At 63.2% G+C, this 21,508-nt stretch carries 20 protein-coding genes; 4 read left to right on the top strand and 16 right to left on the bottom strand.

The features are described 5' to 3' along the window. Positions 1 to 2 precede the first annotated feature (2 nt). The 7 genes from nqrF to ACSVIK_RS13970 form a co-directional block, all read right to left on the bottom strand. Positions 3 to 1,226, bottom strand: coding sequence for an NADH:ubiquinone reductase (Na(+)-transporting) subunit F (nqrF, locus tag ACSVIK_RS14000; RefSeq protein ID WP_442444890.1), 1,224 nt, complete (start codon positions 1,224 to 1,226; stop codon positions 3 to 5). A gap of 15 nt (positions 1,227 to 1,241) precedes the next feature. After that, on the bottom strand, positions 1,242 to 1,850 hold the full coding sequence (nqrE, locus tag ACSVIK_RS13995) for an NADH:ubiquinone reductase (Na(+)-transporting) subunit E (RefSeq protein WP_268183135.1): 609 nt from the start codon (positions 1,848 to 1,850) through the stop codon (positions 1,242 to 1,244). Continuing rightward, positions 1,850 to 2,524, bottom strand: coding sequence for an NADH:ubiquinone reductase (Na(+)-transporting) subunit D (locus ACSVIK_RS13990; RefSeq protein ID WP_442444909.1), 675 nt, complete (start codon positions 2,522 to 2,524; stop codon positions 1,850 to 1,852). The genes nqrE and ACSVIK_RS13990 overlap by 1 nt, the downstream gene beginning before the upstream one ends. Next, positions 2,521 to 3,309, bottom strand: a complete 789-nt coding sequence (locus ACSVIK_RS13985) for a Na(+)-translocating NADH-quinone reductase subunit C (protein ID WP_442444889.1) — start codon at positions 3,307 to 3,309, stop codon at positions 2,521 to 2,523. Before ACSVIK_RS13985 ends, ACSVIK_RS13990 begins: the two co-directional genes overlap by 4 nt. Beyond that, positions 3,302 to 4,513: an NADH:ubiquinone reductase (Na(+)-transporting) subunit B gene (locus ACSVIK_RS13980; RefSeq protein ID WP_442444888.1), complete on the bottom strand. Its 1,212-nt coding sequence runs from the start codon at positions 4,511 to 4,513 to the stop codon at positions 3,302 to 3,304. Before ACSVIK_RS13980 ends, ACSVIK_RS13985 begins: the two co-directional genes overlap by 8 nt. 3 nt (positions 4,514 to 4,516) lie before the next feature. After that, entirely contained in the window at positions 4,517 to 5,854 is a 1,338-nt protein-coding gene (locus tag ACSVIK_RS13975; RefSeq protein WP_442444887.1) for a Na(+)-translocating NADH-quinone reductase subunit A, read from the bottom strand. A 281-nt stretch (positions 5,855 to 6,135) separates the two neighbouring features. Further along, positions 6,136 to 7,602 (bottom strand): glyceraldehyde-3-phosphate dehydrogenase, encoded by a 1,467-nt coding sequence (locus ACSVIK_RS13970; protein ID WP_442444886.1) that lies wholly within the window; start codon positions 7,600 to 7,602, stop codon positions 6,136 to 6,138. 132 nt (positions 7,603 to 7,734) lie between these two features. On the opposite strand from ACSVIK_RS13970, the gene mfd reads away from it, so the two are divergent. Then, entirely contained in the window at positions 7,735 to 11,172 is a 3,438-nt protein-coding gene (gene mfd / locus ACSVIK_RS13965) for a transcription-repair coupling factor (RefSeq protein ID WP_442444885.1), read from the top strand. Positions 11,173 to 11,183: 11 nt separating this feature from the next. Beyond that, complete coding sequence (locus ACSVIK_RS13960; RefSeq protein WP_442444884.1) at positions 11,184 to 11,708, top strand: CsiV family protein; 525 nt, start codon at positions 11,184 to 11,186, stop codon at positions 11,706 to 11,708. A gap of 50 nt (positions 11,709 to 11,758) precedes the next feature. Here the strand turns inward: ACSVIK_RS13960 and ACSVIK_RS13955 are convergent, their stop codons facing one another. From ACSVIK_RS13955 to ACSVIK_RS13940, 4 genes are read right to left on the bottom strand one after another with little or no spacing between them, the layout of a single operon-like run. Then, complete coding sequence (locus tag ACSVIK_RS13955) at positions 11,759 to 12,496, bottom strand: S-methyl-5'-thioinosine phosphorylase (RefSeq protein ID WP_442444883.1); 738 nt, start codon at positions 12,494 to 12,496, stop codon at positions 11,759 to 11,761. A 5-nt stretch (positions 12,497 to 12,501) separates the two neighbouring features. Then, complete coding sequence (nagZ, locus tag ACSVIK_RS13950; protein WP_442444882.1) at positions 12,502 to 13,500, bottom strand: beta-N-acetylhexosaminidase; 999 nt, start codon at positions 13,498 to 13,500, stop codon at positions 12,502 to 12,504. Between the two features lie 11 nt (positions 13,501 to 13,511). Next, positions 13,512 to 14,039 carry a L,D-transpeptidase family protein gene (locus tag ACSVIK_RS13945; protein ID WP_442444881.1) on the bottom strand — a complete coding sequence of 176 codons (528 nt, stop codon included), beginning with the start codon at positions 14,037 to 14,039 and terminating at the stop codon, positions 13,512 to 13,514. 42 nt (positions 14,040 to 14,081) lie between these two features. Then, positions 14,082 to 14,789: a TetR family transcriptional regulator gene (locus tag ACSVIK_RS13940; protein ID WP_442444880.1), complete on the bottom strand. Its 708-nt coding sequence runs from the start codon at positions 14,787 to 14,789 to the stop codon at positions 14,082 to 14,084. Between the two features lie 226 nt (positions 14,790 to 15,015). Here ACSVIK_RS13940 and lexA point away from each other — a divergent pair, with 226 nt between their 5' ends. Continuing rightward, positions 15,016 to 15,630 carry a transcriptional repressor LexA gene (gene lexA, locus ACSVIK_RS13935; protein WP_277372181.1) on the top strand — a complete coding sequence of 205 codons (615 nt, stop codon included), beginning with the start codon at positions 15,016 to 15,018 and terminating at the stop codon, positions 15,628 to 15,630. 18 nt (positions 15,631 to 15,648) lie between these two features. Next, positions 15,649 to 16,107, top strand: a complete 459-nt coding sequence (sulA, locus tag ACSVIK_RS13930; protein ID WP_442444879.1) for an SOS-induced cell division inhibitor SulA — start codon at positions 15,649 to 15,651, stop codon at positions 16,105 to 16,107. Between the two features lie 207 nt (positions 16,108 to 16,314). Here the strand turns inward: sulA and ACSVIK_RS13925 are convergent, their stop codons facing one another. The 5 genes from ACSVIK_RS13925 to fadA all read right to left on the bottom strand — a co-directional run bounded on the left by ACSVIK_RS13925 (position 16,315) and on the right by fadA (position 21,499). Next, the gene (locus tag ACSVIK_RS13925) at positions 16,315 to 16,554 is read right to left on the bottom strand and encodes a hypothetical protein (RefSeq protein ID WP_442444878.1); all 240 of its coding nucleotides are present in this window, start codon (positions 16,552 to 16,554) and stop codon (positions 16,315 to 16,317) included. 80 nt (positions 16,555 to 16,634) lie between these two features. Continuing rightward, entirely contained in the window at positions 16,635 to 17,153 is a 519-nt protein-coding gene (locus ACSVIK_RS13920) for a DUF6586 family protein (protein ID WP_442444908.1), read from the bottom strand. A 143-nt stretch (positions 17,154 to 17,296) separates the two neighbouring features. Further along, a complete protein-coding gene (gene topA, locus ACSVIK_RS13915) occupies positions 17,297 to 19,903 on the bottom strand; it encodes a type I DNA topoisomerase (protein WP_442444877.1) in 2,607 nt (868 codons plus the stop codon). 104 nt (positions 19,904 to 20,007) lie between these two features. After that, positions 20,008 to 20,250: a DUF1653 domain-containing protein gene (locus ACSVIK_RS13910; RefSeq protein ID WP_179590019.1), complete on the bottom strand. Its 243-nt coding sequence runs from the start codon at positions 20,248 to 20,250 to the stop codon at positions 20,008 to 20,010. Positions 20,251 to 20,323: 73 nt separating this feature from the next. Continuing rightward, positions 20,324 to 21,499 carry an acetyl-CoA C-acyltransferase FadA gene (fadA, locus tag ACSVIK_RS13905; protein WP_013714769.1) on the bottom strand — a complete coding sequence of 392 codons (1,176 nt, stop codon included), beginning with the start codon at positions 21,497 to 21,499 and terminating at the stop codon, positions 20,324 to 20,326. Between the last annotated feature and the right edge of the window lie 9 nt (positions 21,500 to 21,508).

The following is a 21,508-nucleotide window of genomic DNA, read 5'->3' as shown; positions in this document are numbered from 1 at the left end:
GCTTAACCGCCGAAGTCGTCGAGGAGGATGTTCTCCGGCTCGACACCCAGGTCGGTGAGCATCTTGATCACCGCGGCGTTCATCATGGGCGGGCCACACATGTAGAACTCGCAATCCTCGGGGGCCTTGTGGGTCTTGAGGTAGTTCTCGTACAGCACGTTGTGGATGAAGCCTTTCAGGCCGGTCCAGTTGTCTTCTGGCAGCGGGTCGGAGAGCGCCAGGTGCCACTGGAAGTTCGGGTTCTCGGCCTGCAGCTGATCGTATTCCTCGACGTAGAAGGCCTCGCGCAGCGAACGCGCGCCGTACCAGAAGCTGATCTTGCGCTGGGACTTGAGGCGCTTGAGCTGGTCGAAGATGTGCGAACGCATCGGCGCCATGCCGGCACCACCGCCGATGAAGACCATCTCGGCATCGGTGTCCTTGGCGAAGAACTCACCGAAGGGCCCGTACACGGTGACCTTGTCGCCCGGCTTGAGGCTGAACACCCAGGACGACATCTTGCCCGGCGGCAGGTGGTCCTTGCCGGGAGGTGGCGAGGCGATACGGATGTTGAATTTGACGATGCCCTGCTCTTCCGGGTAGTTGGCCATGGAGTAGGCACGGATGGTGGTTTCATCCACCGTGGACACGTACTTCCACTGGTCGAACTTGTCCCAGTCGCCGCGGTACTCGGGCTGAATGTCGAAGTCCTTGTAGTGCACGGTGTGCGGCGGGCATTCCAACTGCACGTAACCACCGGCGCGGAAGTTGACGTTCTCACCCTCGGGCAGACGCAGGGTCAGTTCCTTGATGAAGGTGGCCACGTTGGGGTTGGACTCGACGGTGCACTCCCACTTCTTCACGCCGAAGACTTCTTCCGGCACCTCGATCTTCATGTCCTGCTTGACCGCGGTCTGGCAGGACAGGCGCCAGCCCTCGCGGGCCTCGCGCTTGGTGAAGTGCGACTCTTCGGTGGACAGCATCTCGCCGCCGCCGCTTTCCACGATGCACTTGCACTGAGCGCAGGTGCCACCGCCGCCACAGGCCGAGGACAGGAAGATGTTGTTGGCGGCCAGGGTTTGCAGCAGCTTGCCGCCGGCCGGTACCACGATGGTTTTTTCGCCATTGATCTCGATGCTCACGTCACCGCTGGAGACCAGCTTGGCGCGCGCCGCGAGAATGATCAGCACCAGCGCGAGCACGATGGCGGTGAACATGCCGATGGCAAGGAAGATTTCGTAATTCATCTGTTCATCCTTTCCTTACAGCTGCACGCCGGAGAAGGACATGAAGCCCAGCGACATCAGACCGATGGTGATGAAGGTGATGCCCAGCCCCTGCAGGCCAGCCGGCACGTCGCTGTACTTGAGCTTCTCGCGAATGCCCGCCAGCGCGGCGATGGCCAGTGCCCAGGAGAGACCCGAACCGAAGCCGTACACGGTACTTTCCGCCAGGTTGTAGTCACGCTCGACCATGAACAGGGTGCCGCCCATGATGGCGCAGTTCACGGTGATCAGCGGCAGGAACACGCCCAGGGCGTTGTAGAGCGCCGGCACGTACTTATCCAGCAGCATTTCCAGGATCTGCACGATGGCGGCGATCACGCCGATGTAGCTGAGCAGGCCGAGGAAGCTCAGGTCGACCTGGGGCAGGCCGGCCCAGGCCAGCGCACCGTCCTTGAGCAGGTAGGTGTAGATCAGGTTGTTCGCCGGAACGGTGATGACCTGCACCACGACAACGGCGATACCCAGGCCGATGGCGGTCTCCACCTTCTTGGAGATGGCGATGAAGGTACACATGCCGAGGAAGAAGGCCAGCGCCATGTTCTCGACGAACACCGCCTTGGCCAGCAAGCTGAGATAGTGCTCCATTAGTAGGCCTCCTTGTTGGACACCTGAGGCGCCATCTTGTAGCTCGGTTTCTCGACCTGATCCTTCTTCCAGCTACGCAGCGCCCAGATGAACAGACCGATCAGGAAGAACGCGGACGGTGGCAGCAACAGCATGCCGTTGGGCTGGTACCAGCCGCCGTCGTTGATCACCGGGAACACCTCATAGCCCATCAGCTTGCCGGCACCGAACAGTTCACGGATAAAGCCCAGGGCGATCAGCATGGCGCTGTAGCCCAGACCGTTACCGATGCCATCGAAGAACGACAGCACGGGCGGGTTCTGCATGGCGAAGGCTTCGGCACGGCCCATCACGATGCAGTTGGTGATGATCAGACCGACGAACACCGACAACTGCTTGGACAGGCTGAAGGCATAGGCCTTGAGCACCTGATCCACCACGATCACCAAGGATGCGATGATCACCATCTGCACGATCATGCGGATGGAGCTGGGGATCTGACTGCGGATCATCGAGATGAACAGGTTGGAGAAGGCCGTTACCAACGTCAGGGCAACGGACATCACCAGCGCGGTCTTCAGGTTCGAGGTGACCGCCAGGGCCGAGCAGATCCCGAGGATCTGCAGGCCGATGGGGTTGTTGTTGAATACCGGGTTGAGCAGGACTTCTTTGATAGTCGGCTGCGACATGATCAGGCCTCCCCTTCACGCAGGTTAGCGATAAACGGACCGAAGCCGTTCTGGCCGAGCCAGAACTGCAGCAGGTGACTGACGCCGTTGCTGGTCAGGGTCGCACCAGCCAGGGCATCGACCTGATGCGCGGCTTGCGGGCTTTGCGGATCGACACCGCCTTTGACCACTTTCACCGCCAGTTTGCCGTTCTCGTCGAACAGCGTCTTGCCCGGCCATTGGCCCTTCCATTTCGGGTTGTCCACCTCGCCGCCGAGACCGGGGGTCTCGCCATGCTGGTAGAAGCCCATGCCGACCACGGTGTTCAGATCGCCCTTGATGGCGATGAAACCGTACAGGGTCGACCACAGGCCATAGCCGCGTACCGGCAGGATCAGGGTTTGCACCTGACCGTCCTTCTCCACCAGGTACACGGTGCTGTAACGCTCACGACGCTTGATCCCGGCGATATCCTCGCTGCCCGGCAGCGCGGTGGACAGCTTGGGATCCTTGGCCGCCTTGAGCGGATCGAAGGTCAGCGGGTCGAATGCATCGGAGAACTTGCCGGTCTGCAGATCCACCAGCTTGGCGGTGATGGTGCTGTTGAACACCTCTTTGACCTTGGCCGAGGACATGCCCGGCTGCCCCAGGCCGGCGATGGCGAGGATGCTGCGCTGCTTGTCCAGCAGACGATTCTCCACCTGGGTCGGCTTCAGTGCGATGGCCGCGCCGGCAACGAACACCGAGCACACCAGACACACCAGCACGGCCACCGTCAGCGTGCGGACGGTGGATTCTTTTTGACTAGACATTACGTGCCAGCCTCCGCTTGATATTGGCTTGAACGACGAAGTGGTCGATCAGCGGTGCGAACAGGTTGGCGAGCAGAATCGCCAGCATCATGCCCTCGGGGAAGGCCGGGTTGACCACACGGATCAGTACCACCATCACGCCGATCAGGGCACCGAAGATCCACTTGCCGGTATTGGTCATGGAAGCCGACACCGGGTCGGTGGCCATGAAGAACATGCCGAAGGCGAAGCCGCCCACCACCAGATGCCAGTACCAGGGCATGGCGAACATGGGGTTGGTGCTCGAACCGATGGCGTTGAGCAGCAGGCTGAAGCCGATCATGCCCAACATCACACCGACGACGATGCGCCAGGACGCGATGCGGGTCAGCAGCAGGATCAGGCCGCCGATGGCGATGGCCAGGGTGCTGGTCTCACCGATCGAACCGTGAATGGTACCGACGAAGGCGTCCATCCAGGTGATGCCGTGGTTGATCACGTTATCGACGCCGCCGGAAGCCGCCAGGCTCAGCGAGGTGGCACCGGCGAAACCGTCCACCGCCGTCCACACCGCGTCACCGGACATCTGCGCCGGGTAGGCGAAGAACAGGAAGGCGCGGCCGGTCAGCGCCGGGTTGAGGAAGTTCTTGCCGGTACCGCCGAACACTTCCTTGCCGATCACCACGCCAAAGCTGATGCCCAGGGCCACCTGCCACAGCGGAATGCTCGGCGGCAGGATCAGGGCGAACAGCACGGAGGTGACGAAGAAGCCTTCGTTGACCTCGTGACGGCGGATCGAGGCGAACAGCACTTCCCAGAAGCCGCCGACGATGAAGGTCACCGCGTAGACCGGCAGGAAGTAGGCCGCGCCCTGGATGAAGTTGTCCCACAGGCTGTTCGGGTCGAAACCGGCCAGCGAGCCGATCAGGGCGAAGCGCCAGCCATCCTGCGCCGCCAGCAGCTCGGGGCTCTGGGCGAAGATCAGGTTGGCCTGGTAGCCAGTGTTCCACATGCCGAAGAACATGGCCGGGAAGGTGCACAGCCACACGGTGATCATCATGCGCTTGAGGTCGATGCCATCACGCACGTGAGCGGTGGTCTTGGTCACGCTGCCAGGACGATAGAAGAAGGTGTCGATGGCCTCGTAGAGGGCGTACCACTTCTCGTACTTGCCGCCCTTCTCGAAGTTGTGCTCGATCTTGTCGAGGAATGCACGAATGCCCACGGATTAACCCTCCTTCTCGATGCGGGTGAGGTTGTCCCGCAGGATCGGGCCATATTCATACTTGCCGGCACAGACGTAGGTGCACAGCGCCAGGTCTTCTTCGTCGAGTTCCAGGCAACCCAGCTTCTGCGCCATCTCGGTGTCACCGACGATCAGGTAACGCAGCAGTTGCGTCGGCAGGATGTCCAGTGGCATTACCGCTTCGTAGTTGCCCACCGGCACCATGGCGCGCGGGCTGCCGTTGGTGGTGGTGGTGAAGTCGAACAGCTTGCCGCTGGCCAGCTTGGACACGAAGATGTTCAGCACCGAGTGCTTGTTCACCCCGGCACGCAGGTAATGCATCATCTCGCGCTCGTTGCCCTCGCTCAGGCAGGACACCTGATTATGGTAACGGCCGAGGAAAGCGAAGGCACCACGGGCGGTACGCCCGCCGAATACCGAGCCGGAAATGACGCGATTGGCGCCCGGCTTGAGCTCACCGGCGGTGAGTTCTTCCAGATTGGCGCCCAGACGGGTGCGCAGCAGACGAGGCTGCTCGGCCACCGGGCCACCCAGGGCGACGACGCGCTCGACGAACAACTGGCCGGTGGTGAACAGCTTGCCCACGGCGATCACGTCCTGATAGCCAATCTGCCACACGCTCTTGCTGGCGCTGACCGGGTCGAGGAAGTGAATGTGAGTGCCCGGCAGGCCCGCCGGGTGCGGGCCGGCGAAGGCTTCGCTGTGTACCTTGGCCAGTTTCTCGCCAGGCAGGCTGGCGCCTTCGGCCTTGCACAGGAAAACCTTGGCCAGGTTGCCAAGCACTTTCAGGCCCTGCTCGAAGGCTTCGGCCTGTTCATTGATGATCAGTGCAGGATCGGCGGCCAGCGGGTGCGTATCGATGGCGGTGACGAAGATCGAGCTGGGCACGGCGTCGATGGCCGGCACCTTGCTGAACGGACGGGTACGCAGGGCCGTCCACAGGCCGGACTGCTGCAGGTTCTCGCGCACCTGCTCGTCGCTCAGCGACTCGAGCTGGTCGGCCGCGTACTGGGCGAAGGTTTCCTGCTCGTCGCCCTCGACATCGATGACCACCGACTGCAGCACACGCCGCTCACCGCGGTGAATGGCGCTGATCACGCCGGCAGCGGGGGCGGTATAGCGCACGCCGGGTGTCTTCTTGTCGGTGAACAGCAGTTGACCGAGCTTGACCCGATCCCCTACTTCCACCTCCATCGTCGGCTTCATCCCGTGATAGTCGAAGCCGATGACGGCGACACTACGTACGGGCCTGCCGGCCTCGATACGCTGCGTCGGCGCACCCGTTATGGGCAGATCGAGCCCATGCTTTAGTTTGATCATAGGTTTGCCTAACCACTGATTTAGAAAGCTTTTTATAGGACAGGGGCAACAGTCGACGACCCCAATAGGGCCACTCACGCCAACGCACCGCTGGCATGAACGAAGGTGCCTAACCTGGGTAAAAAATCCCTTCGATTATAAAGATGCCCCCCAGCACTGACCACCCAAGCGCTTGTTTTTTTGGCGCTTCGGTAACAGTCAGCAACAGACTGCTGACCAGGCGAGCCAGCGGAAAAGAAAAACGGGAGCCGAAGCTCCCGTTCTGTCACCCTGGCCGCTGATCAGCGGGGAAAGGCAGGCGGGTTGACCCCGGCCATGTCTTCCATCACGCGCACCACCTGGCAGCTATAACCGAACTCGTTGTCGTACCAGACGTACAGCACGACGCGGTTATCGTTGGCGATGGTGGCCTCGGCATCGACCACACCGGCATGGCGCGAGCCGACGAAGTCGGTGGACACCACTTCCTGCGAGCTGACGAAGTCGATCTGCTTCTGCAGATCCGAGTGCATGGCCATCTGGCGCAGGTACTCGTTGATCTCTTCGCGGCTGGTGGCCTTTTCCAGGTTCAGGTTGAGGATGGCCATGGACACGTTCGGCGTCGGCACGCGGATGGCGTTGCCGGTCAGCTTGCCCTTGAGCACCGGCAGCGCCTTGGCGGCAGCGGTGGCCGCGCCGGTTTCGGTGATCACCATGTTCAGCGCGGCGCTACGACCACGACGACTGCCCTTGTGGAAGTTGTCGATCAGGTTCTGGTCGTTGGTGTAGGAGTGCACGGTCTCGACGTGACCGTTGACGATGCCGTACTGATCATTGACCGCCTTGAGCACCGGCACGATGGCGTTGGTGGTGCAGGAAGCGGCGGAGATGATCTTGTCCTCGGCAGTGATTTCGCCGTGGTTGATGCCGTGCACGATGTTCTTCAGCGCGCCCTTGCCCGGTGCGGTCAGCACCACGCGGTCGATGCCCGGGCACTTGAGGTGCTGGCCGAGGCCTTCGGCATCACGCCACTTGCCGGTGTTGTCCACCAGCAGGGCATTCTTGATGCCGTACTGGGTGTAGTCGATGGACGCCGGGTCGTTGGAGTAGATCACCTGGATCAGGTTGCCGTTGGCGGTGATGGTGTTGTGCTCTTCGTCGATGGTGATGGTGCCATCGAACTTGCCATGCACCGAATCACGACGCAGCAGGCTGGCGCGCTTGACCAGGTCGTTGTCGGCGCCCTTGCGCACCACCACGGCACGCAGACGCAGGCCGTCGCCGCCGCCGGTCTTCTCGATCAGGATGCGCGCCAGCAGGCGGCCGATACGGCCGAAGCCGTAGAGCACCACGTCGGTGCCTTCACGGGCCGAACCGTTCTGCTTGCCAACCACATCGGCCAGCTCGTCCTTGACGAACTGCTCGACGCTGCGGCCTGCGCCTTCAGCCTTGAACTTGGCGACCAGCTTGCCCAGGTCGACGGAGGCGGCGCCCAGCTTGAGCTCGCTCATGGCCTTGAGCATGGGGAAGGTGTCGTGCACCGACAGCTCGGTTTCGTCGGCCAGGCGGTGACGGGCGAAACGGTGAGCCTTGAGGATGTCGATGACCGAACGGTTGATCAGGCCACGGCCATAGATCGAGGTCACCACATTGTTGTTGCGGTAGAGCTGACCAATCAGCGGAATCATGGCTTCCGCAAGGGCTTCACGATCGATCCATTCACCGAGACACTGGTCGGGCTTCTGAGTCACGGGCAATACCTTCCACATGTAGGGGCTGAAAAAAGGGGCTACATTATGACGGCGCACGCAAGCATGAGCAATGCGCGCCTGTCGCGACTGACATTGACCGCCAAGCCCCGCTACAATTCCCGGCCTTTTCGTCACGACCGTGAGCCGCCCGTGTCCGTACTGCGTCTTCCGTCTCTGCCGGCCAGCGCCGGCAAACAGCAATGGGGCAACCTGCCCGGCGCCGCCCTGTCCCTGGCCATCGCCGAAGCAGCCAGCCATGCCGGGCGTTTCACCCTGGTGCTCAGCGAGGGTAGCCAGAGCGCCGAGCGCCTGCAGGAAGAGCTGGCCTTCTTCGCTCCGGATCTGCCGGTGCTGCATTTCCCGGACTGGGAAACCCTGCCCTACGACGTCTTCTCGCCGCACCAGGACATCATTTCCCAGCGTATCGCCACGCTCTACCGCCTGCCGCAACTGAGCCGCGGCATTCTCGTAGTGCCCATCGCCACCGCCCTACACCGCCTGGCGCCGAAGCGTTTCCTGCTGGGCAGCAGCCTGGTGCTGGACGTCGGCCAGAAGCTGGACGTGGAGCAGATGCGCACGCGCCTGGAAGCCGCCGGCTACCGCTGCGTGGATACCGTCTACGAGCATGGCGAGTTCGCCGTGCGCGGCGCGCTGATCGACCTCTTCCCCATGGGCAGCGAGGTGCCCTACCGCATCGACCTGTTCGATGACGAGATCGAGACCCTGCGCACCTTCGACCCGGAAAACCAGCGCTCGGTGGACAAGGTGGAATCGATCCGCCTGTTGCCGGCGCGCGAGTTTCCCCTGGAGAAAAAGGCCGTCACAGATTTCCGTGGGCGCTTTCGCGAGCGCTTCGACGTGGATTTCCGTCGCTGCCCGATCTACCAGGACTTGTCCTCGGGTATCACCCCGGCCGGCATCGAGTACTACCTGCCGCTGTTCTTCGAGGAAACCGGCACCCTGTTCGACTACCTGCCAGGCGACACCCAGGTGTTCTCCCTGCCGGGCATCGAGAAAGCCGCCGAGCAGTTCTGGCAGGATGCCCGCGCCCGCTACGAAGACCGCCGCGTCGACCCCGAACGCCCGCTGCTGCCGCCGGCCGACATCTTCCTGCCGGTGGAAGACTGCTTCGCCCGCCTGAAGAACTGGCCGCGGGTGGTGGTCAACCAGGACGATATCGAATCCGGCGTCGGCAACACCCGTTTCGAGGCAAGCGCCCTGCCCGACCTGGCGATCCAGGCCAAGGCCGGAGAGCCGCTGGCGGCGCTGCGCCGCTTCATCGAGGAATATCAGGGCCGCGTGCTGTTCTGCGCCGAATCGGCCGGGCGCCGCGAAGTGCTGCTGGAACTGCTCGCCCGCCTCAAGCTCAAGCCCAAGGAAGTCGACGGCTGGCCGGCCTTCGTCGCCAGCACCGAACGCCTGAACATCTGCATCGCCCCGCTGGACGAAGGCCTGCTGCTCGACGATCTGGCGCTACTGCCGGAAAATCCGCTGTTCGGCCAGCGCGTGATGCAACGTCGCCGCCGCGAGAAAGGCCGCGAAGGCGGCGACAACGTGATCAAGAACCTCACCGAGCTGCGCGAAGGCGCGCCGGTGGTGCATATCGATCACGGCGTCGGCCGTTACCTGGGCCTGGTGACCATGGAGTTCGACGGCCAGGCCGCCGAATTTCTCGCCCTGCAGTACGCCGACGAGGCCAAGCTCTACGTGCCTGTGGCCAGCCTGCACCTGATCGCCCGCTACAGCGGCAGCGACGATGCCCTGGCGCCGCTGCACCGGCTTGGCTCGGAAACCTGGCAGAAGGCCAAGCGCAAGGCCGCCGAACAGGTGCGCGACGTGGCCGCCGAGCTGCTCGACATCTACGCCCGCCGCGCCGCCCGCGAAGGTTTCGCCTTCCAGGATCCGGCCCTGGACTACGCCACCTTCAGCGCCGGCTTCCCCTTCGAGGAAACCCCTGATCAGCAGGCCGCCATCGACGCCGTGCGCGCCGACATGCTCGCTGGCAAGCCGATGGATCGCCTGGTCTGCGGCGATGTCGGCTTCGGCAAGACCGAGGTGGCCATGCGCGCCGCCTTCATCGCCGTGCACAGCGGCAAGCAGGTGGCCGTGCTGGTGCCCACCACCCTGCTCGCCCAGCAGCACTACAACAGCTTCCGCGACCGCTTCGCCGACTGGCCGGTGAAGGTGGAGGTGATGAGCCGCTTCAAGAGCGCCAAGGAAGTCGAAGGCGCCGTGCAACAACTGGCCGACGGCAAGGTGGACATCGTCATCGGCACCCACAAGCTGCTGCAGGATGACGTCAAGTTCCACAACCTCGGCCTGGTGATCATCGACGAGGAACACCGCTTCGGTGTGCGCCAGAAGGAACAGCTCAAGGCCCTGCGCAGCGAGGTGGACATCCTCACCCTCACCGCCACGCCGATTCCGCGCACCCTGAACATGGCCGTGGCCGGCATGCGCGACCTGTCGATCATCGCCACGCCGCCGGCGCGGCGCCTGTCGGTACGCACCTTCGTCATGGAGGAGAACAAGCCGACCATCAAGGAAGCGCTGCTGCGCGAACTGCTGCGCGGCGGCCAGGTGTACTACCTGCACAACGATGTGAAGACCGTCGAGAAATGCGCTGCCGATCTGGCCGAGCTGGTGCCCGAGGCGCGTATCGGCATCGGCCACGGACAGATGCGCGAGCGTGATCTCGAACAGGTGATGAGCGACTTCTACCACAAGCGTTTCAACGTGCTGGTGGCCTCGACCATCATCGAAACCGGCATCGACGTGCCCAGCGCCAACACCATCATCATCGAACGCGCCGACAAGTTCGGCCTGGCCCAGTTGCACCAGCTGCGCGGCCGCGTCGGTCGTAGCCACCACCAGGCCTATGCCTACCTGCTCACGCCGCCGCGCAAGAGCATGACCGAGGATGCGCAGAAGCGTCTGGAAGCCATCGCCGGCGCGCAGGATCTCGGCGCCGGCTTCATCCTCGCCACCCATGACCTGGAAATCCGTGGCGCCGGCGAACTGCTCGGCGACGGCCAGAGCGGGCAGATCCAGGCTGTGGGCTTCACCCTGTACATGGAAATGCTCGAGCGCGCGGTCAAGGCCATCCAGAAAGGCGAACAACCCAACCTCGAGCAGCCGCTGGGCGGCGGCCCGGAGATCAACCTGCGCGTGCCGGCGCTGATCCCCGAGGACTACCTGCCCGACGTGCATGCCCGCCTGATCCTCTACAAACGCATCGCCTCGGCCAGCGACGAGGACGGCCTGAAGGAACTGCAGGTGGAGATGATCGACCGCTTCGGCCTGCTGCCCGAGCCGACCAAGCACCTGATGCGCCTGACCCTGCTCAAGCTGCAGGCCGACAAGCTGGGCATCACCAAGGTCGACGCCGGCCCGCAGGGCGGTCGTATCGAATTCGCCGCGGAAACCTGCGTCGACCCGCTGACCCTGATCAAGCTGATCCAGGCCCAGCCAAAACGCTACAAGTTCGAAGGCGCCACCGTCTTCAAGATCCAGGTGCCGATGGAGCGCGCGGAAGAACGCTTCAACACCCTGGAAGCCCTGTTCGAGCGCCTCGCGCCCACCACCTGAAGGACTCTCCCATGACGCGCCCATTGCACCTGATTGCCCTGCTGCTCTGCCTGCTCGCCCCCAGCGCCTTCGCCGATCGCCTGTACCAGGTCGAGCTGCTGGTGTTCCGCCAGGGCGGCGAACCCGTGATAGCACCGAAGATCGCCCCGGACGACTGGGCCGGCAACGCCCTGCCGATCGGCGGTAGCGAACGCTCCACCGCGCTGAACGGCGAAGCGGCCAAGCTCAACCCCGGCAATGGCTACCAACTGCTGCTGCACAAGGCCTGGAGCCAGACCCTGGGCAACACCCCGAGTAGCGTCTCCATCACCAGCGGCGATGGCCAGCTCGGCCACTACCCGGTCGAAGGCACGCTGAACTTCGTGCAGGAGCGCTTCACCGACCTGAATCTGGATCTGTGGATCAACCACTTCAGCGCGGACGGCCTGGTCGAGGCCAGCGAACACATGAAGGTGAGCCAGCGCCTGAAAGACAACAGCCTGGCCTACCTCGACCATGGCAGCCTGGGCGCTCTGATTCGCATCAGCCCGCTCTGAGCGCACCACCCGACAGATGAAAGGGCCGCTCAGCGGCCCTTTTCATTCGTTCAAACAACCAATACCCGCGTCAGCACCGACCTGACCGTGCCCATACCCTGCTCCAGCACGCGCTCGATATCGGCCATGGTGATCAGGCCCGGCGCTTTGCCGGCAGCCGGGTTGACCACCAGCGCCAGGCAGGCGTAAGGCAGTTCCAGCTCACGGGCCAAGGCCGCCTCGGGCATGCCGGTCATGCCCACCAGATCGCAGCCATCACGCTCCAGACGCAGGACTTCCGCTGCCGTTTCCAGGCGTGGGCCCTGGGTGCAACCGTAGACGCCATGGTCACTGAAGGCCACGCCCTCGCTGCGCAGGGCAGTGATCAGCGCGGCGCGCAGGTCGGCGTCATAGGGCTCGCTGAAGTCGATATGGGTCACCCGCTCCAGCTCACCCTCGAAGAAGGTATGGCCGCGCCCGTAGGTGTAATCGATGAGCTGCTGCGGCACGCAGAAGTGGCCAGCCGGCATGGCCTGGGCAATGCCGCCGACCGCATTGACCGCGATGATGGCCTCGGCGCCGGCCTGCTTGAGTGCCCAGAGATTGGCGCGGTAGTTGATCTGATGCGGCGGGATACGATGTGGGTGGCCGTGACGCGCCAGGAACAGCACGGCGCGCCCACGCAGCTCACCCCGCAAGATTGGCGCCGATGGCGTGCCATAAGGCGTCTCCATGCTCAGCTCGGCCTCGATGCGCAGCCCTTCGAGCTGGGTCAGCCCACTGCCTCCGATGATGGCGTGCAGGGTCATCGGCGTCAGTCCAGCAACTGTGCGGCGCGCAGCGCGGCCATGGCCTGCGACCAGCGCGGCGCAGCGCGGTAATCGGTGCAGGCGTGACCGCGCCCGCGCATCCGCGCCAGGCGCGGCGGCGCCGTCACCTGCAAACGCTGCAGGGCAATCAGCGCCACCTCGGCGGCGGCCCGATCATTGCACACCAGGCCCATGTCGCACCCGGCACTCAGCGCAGCCTCGATGCGCTGCCCGGCATCACCGGCCACATGGGCACCGGCCATGGACAGGTCATCGCTGAAGATCACCCCGTCGAAACCCAGCTCGCCACGCAGAATCTCCTGCAGCCAACGGCGTGAGAAACCGGCGGGCTGATCATCCACCTCGGGGTAGATGACGTGCGCCGGCATCACCGCATCCAGGGCCCCACCGAGCAAGCGGAACGGCTGCATGTCACAGGCACGAATCTCATCGAGGCTGCGCTCGTCCACCGGAATGGCGACATGGGAGTCGGCCTCGGCCCAGCCATGCCCCGGGAAGTGCTTGCCGGTCGCCGCCATGCCGGCCTGGTGCATGCCACGGATGAAGGCACCGGCCAGCGTGGCGGCACGCTGCGGGTCGCCGTCGAAGGCGCGACTACCGACCACCGCGCTGCGCTGATGATCGAGGTCGAGCACCGGGGCGAAACTCAAGTCCAGCCCCACCGCCAGCACTTCGGTGGCCATCAGCCAGCCACAGTGTTCGGCAAGGGCTTCGGCATTGTCGTTGTCGGCAATGGCACGCATCGCCGGCAAACGCACGAAGCCCTGGCGCAGGCGCTGCACGCGGCCGCCCTCCTGATCCACCGCCAGCAGCAGATCCGGGCGCACGGCACGAATGCTCTGGCACAACTCGCGCACCTGGCGCGGTGATTCGATATTGCGAGCGAAGATGATCAGGCCGCCCACCTCGGGCTGGCGCAGCATCTGGCGATCCTCGGCGGTCAGCCAGGTGCCAGCGACATCCATCATCAAAGAGCCTTGCATAGGGATATTCCTTATTGAAAATCTTGGCCTGCGGCCCACTGCGGGCATGACGCCTCGTCGATGCGCACCGGGCAATGCAGCGGCACGCACTCGAACAGCGTCAACATGTCGGCGTTACGCATGCGCACGCAGCCATGGGACAACGGCTCCCCCATGGGTTCCGTATCCGGTGTGCCGTGCAGGTAGATATAGCGGCGAAAGGTGTCCACCTCGCCCAGACGGTTGCGCCCCAGCTCCAGGCCACTAAGCCAGAGAATGCGGGTCAGTATCCAGTCGCGCCCGGGAAACTGCTGGTGCAACTCGGGTGACCAGACCTCCCCCGTCCAGCGTCGCCCTCGCAGCACCGCCGCCAGCGGCAGCCCGGCGCCGATACGCGCACGTACCTGATGCAGGCCGCGCGGTGTGCAGCCACTGCCATTGCGCTCGCCGGGGCCATTGAGCGCTGTGGAAACGGCAAAGCGCACGCGCAGACGCCCGGCAGCAAAGCCATAGAGCATCTGATCGGCCAGGGAAATGTGCAATGAATCGAGATTCGCCATGCCCGCTAGCTTAGCGGATGACTCAAGGCGAGCCCACCGCTCTCACGCCTTGGCGGGCACGCTCACAGGCTTGTTCCGGGGCTTGAGCTGAGCGCCTGCCAGCAGAGGATCGGCAACACCGCTATCAGCGCGCATGCCGGCAGCCAGAAAGGGCACCATCATGCGCATGACCTGCTCGATGGAGGTGTGCACACCGAAATCGGTTTCGGCCATCGCCCGCAGCGCCTTGATCCCGGACATGCTGAACGCCGCCGCACCGAGCATGAAGTGCACGCGCCAGAACAGCTCCAGCGGCGGGATGCGCGGTGCGGCATCGTGCACCAGCAGCATGTAGCGGCGGAATACCTTGCCGTAGACCTCTTCCAGGTACTTGCGCAGGTGCCCCTGGCTCTGGCTGAAGGCCAGGCCGAGCAGGCGCATGAAGATGGACAGATCGTTGCCGCTGCGCGGTTTCACCGCCAGCGCCTGCTCCACCAGCAATTCCAGCAGCTCTTCGAGCGTAGCCGGGGTATCGCTCTTGGCCTGACGGCGGTCGAGCTCCTTTTCCAGGCTGGCGCAGAAGGGGCCGAGAAAGCGCGAGAAGACAGCCTGAATCAGCGCCTTCTTCGAGCCGAAGTGGTAGTTCACCGCCGCCAGGTTGACACCGGCCTTGCTAGTGATCAGGCGCAACGAGGTTTCGGCGAAGCCCTTTTCCGCGAACAGCTGTTCCGCAGCATCGAGAATGCGTTCAACGGTTTCCGACTGAGCCATGAATGATCACCTGACAAACACTTGTTTGAAACATACGTTTCAGCCCATCGAATTGTCAAGCCGCGCGAGCCGGATTTTGTCCGAGCAGTCACAGCATACAACAGGCAATGACGCCCATAGCGGGCGACAAGTTACAGACCCGCGCAAGCACACTGAAATTGATGATTGCCAAGCCACGCTTACTGTATATAATCCCAGTCACTGTATAAAAAGACAGAGCCCAGCCATGCTGAAACTGACGCCACGCCAAGCTGAAATCCTTGCCTTCATCAAGCGCTGCCTGGAAGACAATGGCTACCCCCCTACCCGCGCGGAAATCGCCCAGGAGCTGGGGTTCAAGTCGCCCAACGCGGCAGAAGAGCACCTCAAGGCCCTGGCCCGCAAGGGCGCCATCGAGATGACCCCAGGCGCCTCACGCGGCATCCGCATCCCCGGTTTCGAGCCTGGCGCCGCCAACGAGGACGATGGCCTGCCGGTGATCGGTCGCGTCGCCGCCGGTGCCCCTATCCTCGCCCAGCAGCATGTCGAAGAATCCTGCCAGATCAACCCGGCCTTCTTTCAGCCCAGAGCCGACTATCTGCTGCGTGTGCGCGGCATGAGCATGAAGGACATCGGCATCTTCGACGGCGACCTGCTCGCCGTGCATACCACCCGCGAAGCGCGCAACGGCCAGATCGTCGTCGCCCGCATCGACGACGAGGTGACGGTCAAGCGCTTCAAGCGCGAAGGCAATAAGGTCTGGCTGATTGCCGAGAACCCGGAATTTTCCCCGATCGAAGTGGATCTCGAACATCAGGAACTGGTGATCGAAGGTCTGAGCGTCGGCGTGATTCGCCGCTAAGCGCCACAGGAGGCTCCCATGCACATGCAGCAGTCGTTCGAGCGCCCGCAACTCCCCCTGTTCGATGCCTTTCTCAGCGCTACCCCCAGCGACGCCCTGCTGGGCGATGCAGCAGACGACCAGGGTTTCAGCGAACTGGCATTACGCGGCGCAGCCGGCCACTGCCTGCACCTGCTGGCCCCGATCCTGCGCGAACTGAGCCAGGATCAGGACGCCCGCTGGCTGACCCTGGTAGCGCCACCGGCCAGCCTGACCCAGGCCTGGCTGCGCGACGCCGGCCTCAACCGCGAACGCATTCTGCTGCTGCACCCGCGCCAGGGCCAAAGCGCACTGGAGCTGGCCGAAGAAGCGCTCAAGCTGGGCCGCAGCCATACCGTGATCAGTTGGCTACACCCAGTCGAGCGCAGCACCCGGCTACGCCTGGCCAAAGCCGCGCGAGCCGGCCAGGCACAGAGCCTGAATATCAGCCTGGGCTGACAAGCTGCAAGCTGCAAGCTGCAAGCTGCAAGCTGCAAGCTGCAAGCTGCAAGCTGCAAGAGCCTCAGGCCGGACGACGATTTGTCAAATGATTTGGCCTATGGATCGGTGTTGCAGCCCAAAGAAAAGCCCCTCCTGACGGAGGGGCTTTTTGCTCTTGCTTGTCGCTTGCGGCTTGCGGCTTGCGGCTTGCAACTCGTCACTGCATCAGTGCAGAACGCGCGGCGACTCTTCTTCCTCGGCCACCAACTCACCTTCGGCCATGCGACCGGCCATCTGCACGCCGACATTGAGCATGGCCTTGGCCACCTCGATATGTTGACCCTGCAGAAAAGCCTTGGCATCGGCAGAGAAATCCAGGGTTACCAATGCCTCCTCATCCTCTGCACGGCGCAAGGCGATACGCCCATCGGGCAGTTCGACGATTTCCAGAAAGGATGTAGGCATGGCTCGGTCTCTTTGCAAAAAACATGAAATTGTAACAGCCGGCCCGGCTCAACCCCAGCCCACTCGTCCAGATAACGCGCTCAGCACTCGCTGAGGCCCTCACGAAAACGCAGCACCAGGCCCCTGAGCTGCTGACGCCAGGCCTCGATGTCGTCCAGGCTCAGCTCTGCAGGCTCTTCACCGACGCTGACCGCTGTGATCAACGGCATGGCCGGGTCAACCTTGGCCTTGCGCTCTTCGCGCGGCGGCTGGAACAGCGCGGCATAGGCCGCCAGCAACTGCGCCAACCAGGTTTCGCTCTGCTGAGCCAATTCAACCAGCTCGGCCAGCTCGGGGCTGGGCGTAGCCTCTAGTACCGCCTGCTGCACGAAGACCTCGACACGAGAAGGGGCAGCCTCGCTCATGCGGTAGTAACCGGCAATCTCGTGGCACAGCCCCAGCAGCCCACCGTAGAGATGGAACAACGCGGCCTCGCGCTCGGCCTGCACCAGCGCCTGCAAGTTGAAGGCATTGGAGGTTTCGGCCTTGCGCCAGTTGTCCAGGGCAATACCGGCGAAGAAGATCTTCTGATTGGTGCGGGTGTAGATTTCTTTGGCCATCGCGATGCCCTCCACAGCAGATCGACTCATGATACGCGCACCGGCAGGGGCTGGTGCGCATCTCGTCAGGCATTCGCCATCAATTGCCCCTCAAGCGAGCCGGCAATGAGGCTCGGCAGGCGTTCAGCCAGTGCGGACGCGTGTCAGCGCTTGTCCTCGACCTTCCACTTGCCGCCATCGTAGAAGGCACGCCAGCCAGTCGGCTTGCCGTCCACTTCGGACTGCACGTACTGTTCCTTGGTCTTGCGGCTGTAACGAATCACCGTCGGACGGCCATCCGGATCCTTCTGCGGCGCGTCGCAGAGGAAGTGGTACTTGGGATCGATCTCGTGCTTGTGCGGAACGATCTCCAGCACCAGCGGTGCACGGGTTTCGCGGTTCTTGGGGAACTGGCTGGCGGCGAGGAACAGCCCCGAGGCGCCATCGCGCAGCACGTAGGTGTCATCCACCTTCTCGCACTTGAGCTCCGGCATCTCCACCTTGTCCATCTTCGGCGGCGCGGCTTCACCGTTCTTGAGCAGCTTGCGGGTGTTCTTGCAGCTTGGGTTGGTGCAGCCGAAGAACTTGCCGAAGCGGCCGGTCTTGAGCTGCATCTCGCTGCCGCACTTGTCGCATTCCAGGCTCGGGCCTTCATAACCCTTGATGCGGTACTGACCCTGCTCGATTTCGTAGCCGGTGCAGTCCGGGTTGTTGCCACAGATGTGCAGCTTGCGGGTTTCGTCCAGCAGGTAGGCATCCATGGCGGTGGAGCAGATCGGGCAGCGGTGCTTGCCCAGCAGCACGCGGGATTCGGACTCGCCCTCGTCATCGGCGGCGATCTCGTCACCCGGCACCAGGTTGATGGTGGCCTTGCAGCGTTCCTTCGGCGGCAGCGCATAGCCGGAGCAGCCCAGGAACACGCCAGTGGAGGCGGTACGAATCATCATCGGCCGACCACACTCGCGGCAGGGGATGTCGGTCAGGGTCGGCTGGTTGGCGCGCATGCCGCCCTCACCCGCCTCGGCGGCTTCGAGCTTTTTCTTGAAGTCGGCATAGAACTCGTCGAGCAGGTGCTTCCACTCGCGCTCGCCCTGAGCCACGTCATCGAGGTGCTCTTCCATGGTGGCGGTAAAGCCATAGTCCATGAGGTTGGCGAAGCTTTCGTCGAGACGCTCGGTGACGATGTCACCCATCTTCTCGGCATAGAAACGGCGGTTGTGCACCGTCACGTAGCCACGATCCTGAATGGTGGAGATGATCGCCGCATAGGTGGACGGGCGACCGATGCCGCGCTTTTCCAGTTCCTTGACCAGGCTGGCTTCGGAGTAGCGCGCCGGCGGCTTGGTGAAGTGCTGGCTGGGATCGAGCTTGATCAGCTTGAGGCCCTCGCCCTCCTTCATCTCCGGCAGCACGTCGTCCTCGCCCGGTTTGCTCTGTTGCGGCAGCACACGGGTGTAACCGTCGAACTTGAGGATGCGGCCCTTGGCACGCAGCTCGAAGTCGCCAGCGGCCACGGTGACGCTGGTGGACAGGTATTCGGCCGGCGGCATCTGGCAGGCCACGAACTGGCGCCAGATCAGGTCGTACAGGCGCTCGGCATCGCGCTCCATGCCGGAAAGCTGGGTCGGACGCAGATTGACGTCGGACGGACGAATCGCTTCGTGCGCTTCCTGAGCGCCCTCCTTGCTCGAATACAGGTTGGGCTTGCCCGGCAGGTACTTGTCGCCGTACTCATTGCCGATAAAGCCCCTGACCATGTCAATTGCATCGGCCGACAGGTTGGTCGAGTCGGTACGCATGTAGGTGATGTAGCCGGCCTCGTAGAGACGCTGAGCCATCATCATGGTCTTCTTCACGCCGAAGCCCAGGCGGTTGCTCGCCGCCTGTTGCAGGGTCGAAGTGATGAAAGGCGCCGAGGGCTTGCTGCTGGTCGGGCGGTCTTCGCGCTTGACCACGCTGTAGCTGGACGCCTTGAGCTTGTCCAGCGCGGCCATGGCCTGGGCTTCGTTGACCGGCTTGAAGGCCGCGCCGTTCTCGCGCACCACCTCGAAGCGCACCTTGGCGTTCTTCGCGGTACCCAGGTCGGCGTGCACTTCCCAGTATTCTTCCGGGACGAAGGCGCGGATTTCTTTCTCACGCGCTACGACCAGCTTCACCGCCACCGACTGCACACGACCAGCCGAAAGGCCACGGGCGATCTTGGCCCACAGCAGCGGCGAAACCATGTAGCCCACCACGCGGTCGAGGAAGCGTCGCGCCTGTTGCGCGTTAACACGGTTGATATCGAGATCACCAGGTTTGGAGAAGGCATCCTGAATCGCCTTCTTGGTGATCTCGTTGAACACCACACGCTTGTAGCGGCTGTCGTCGCCACCGATGGACTCGCGCAGGTGCCAGGCGATGGCCTCCCCTTCGCGATCCAAGTCGGTTGCGAGATAGATGGTGTCGGCATCCTTGGCCAGGCGGCGCAGTTCGTCGATCACCTTTTCCTTGCCAGGCAGGATCTCGTACTTGGCCTTCCAGCCATGCTCGGGGTCGACCCCCATGCGCGCGAACAACTGGCGCTTGGCCTTTTCCTTGGGCGACAGCGCAGGGGCCTCGCCGGCCGCCTTGCCGCGCTTGGCCGGCTCCTTGCTGGCGCTTGCCGAGCCGCTGGTAGGCAGGTCACGGATGTGGCCGATGCTCGACTTCACCACGTACTGGCTGCCCAGATACTTGTTGATGGTCTTGGCCTTGGCCGGGGATTCCACGATGACCAGCGATTTGCCCATGGATCAGAAAATTCCTGAATTGCGAAATATAAAAGGCTGGGAGCCTTGAGGCCCCGCTATATATAGTGGCGACCAAGCGTAGGTCAAGCGCAGGGACTGCGCAGTCAGACTTCCGAACTGCCGATAGGGCTGACTTCAGCCTGAATCAAAGCGAAGCGCGGAACGCGCTTGCCGTCCACCTCGATCTCTTCACAGAACATGCTCAGCGGCCGCACCCACAGGCCAAACTCGCCGTACAGGGCCTGGTAAACCACAACCTCTTCCTCGTTCTCGGAATGGCGCGCCACCCCGAATACGCGGTACTGCGGGCCTTTGTAGTGACGATAGAGTCCTGGCTGCAACTGCATGAGCGGTTCCCGAAATAAAAAGCCGTAAAAAGCAAAACCGGGGCACTGGGCCCCGGTTCTTGTCCACTAACGCTTAGATGCGTTCGAAGACGGTGGTGATGCCTTGGCCAAGGCCCACGCACATGGTGGAGACACCGAAAGTGCCGCCGTTCTGCTTCATGACGTTGAGCAGGGTACCGGAGATACGGGCCCCGGAACAACCGAAGGGGTGACCCAGAGCGATCGCGCCGCCGTGCAGGTTGACCTTCTCTTCCATCTTGTCGAGCAGTTTTAGATCCTTCAGCACAGGCAGGGCCTGGGCCGCGAAGGCTTCGTTGAGCTCGACGAAGTCGATGTCGGCCATGCTCAGGCCGGCACGCTTGAGCGCCTTCTGAGTGGACGGCACCGGGCCATAACCCATGATCGCCGGATCGACACCGGCAACGGCCATGGCGCGCACCACGGCCATCGGCTGGATGCCCAGGTCCTGAGCACGCTGGGCGCTCATGACGATCATGCAGGAAGCGCCGTCGGTGATCTGCGAGGAAGTACCTGCAGTCACGGTGCCGCCTTTCGGGTTGAACGCAGGCTTCAATGCAGCCAGGCTTTCCAAGGTGGTTTCCGGACGAATGGTTTCGTCGAAATCGTACATCTTCAGGAAACCGTTCTCGTCGTAGCCTTGCATCGGGATGATTTCATCCTTGAACTTGCCTTCGACGGTGGCCTTGTGCGCCAGGCGGTGCGAACGCTCACCGAAGGCGTCCTGCTGCTCACGGCTGATGCCGTGCATCTTGCCCAGCATCTCGGCGGTCAGGCCCATCATGCCGGACGCCTTGGCGGCGTACAGCGACAGGTGCGGGTTCGGATCGACACCGTGCATCATGCCGACGTGGCCCATGTGCTCCACGCCGCCGACGACGAACACGTCGCCGTTGCCGGTCTGGATCGCCTGCACGGCGGTGTGCAGAGCGCTCATGGACGAACCGCACAGGCGGCTGACGGTCTGGCCGGCGCTGGTGTGCGGAATCTGGGTCATCAGCGACGCCATGCGCGCGATGTTCCAACCCTGCTCCAGGGTCTGGTTGACGCAGCCCCAGATCACATCCTCGACTTCAGCCGGGTCGATCTTGGCGTTGCGCTCCAGCACTTTGCTGATCAGATGCGCGGACATGGTCTCGGCGCGGGTGTTGCGGTGCATGCCGCCCTTGGAACGACCCATCGGGGTACGACCGAAGTCGACGATCACTGCATCTCTAGGATTCAGGCTCATATTTCTACT

The sequence above is a fragment of the Pseudomonas sp. NCHU5216 genome (assembly GCF_052156495.1).
In the GTDB taxonomy this organism is placed as follows: Bacteria; Pseudomonadota; Gammaproteobacteria; order Pseudomonadales; family Pseudomonadaceae; genus Aquipseudomonas.
The sequence above is the reverse complement of the archived record's forward strand: the minus strand, read 5'-3'. Positions and strand labels throughout refer to the sequence as shown.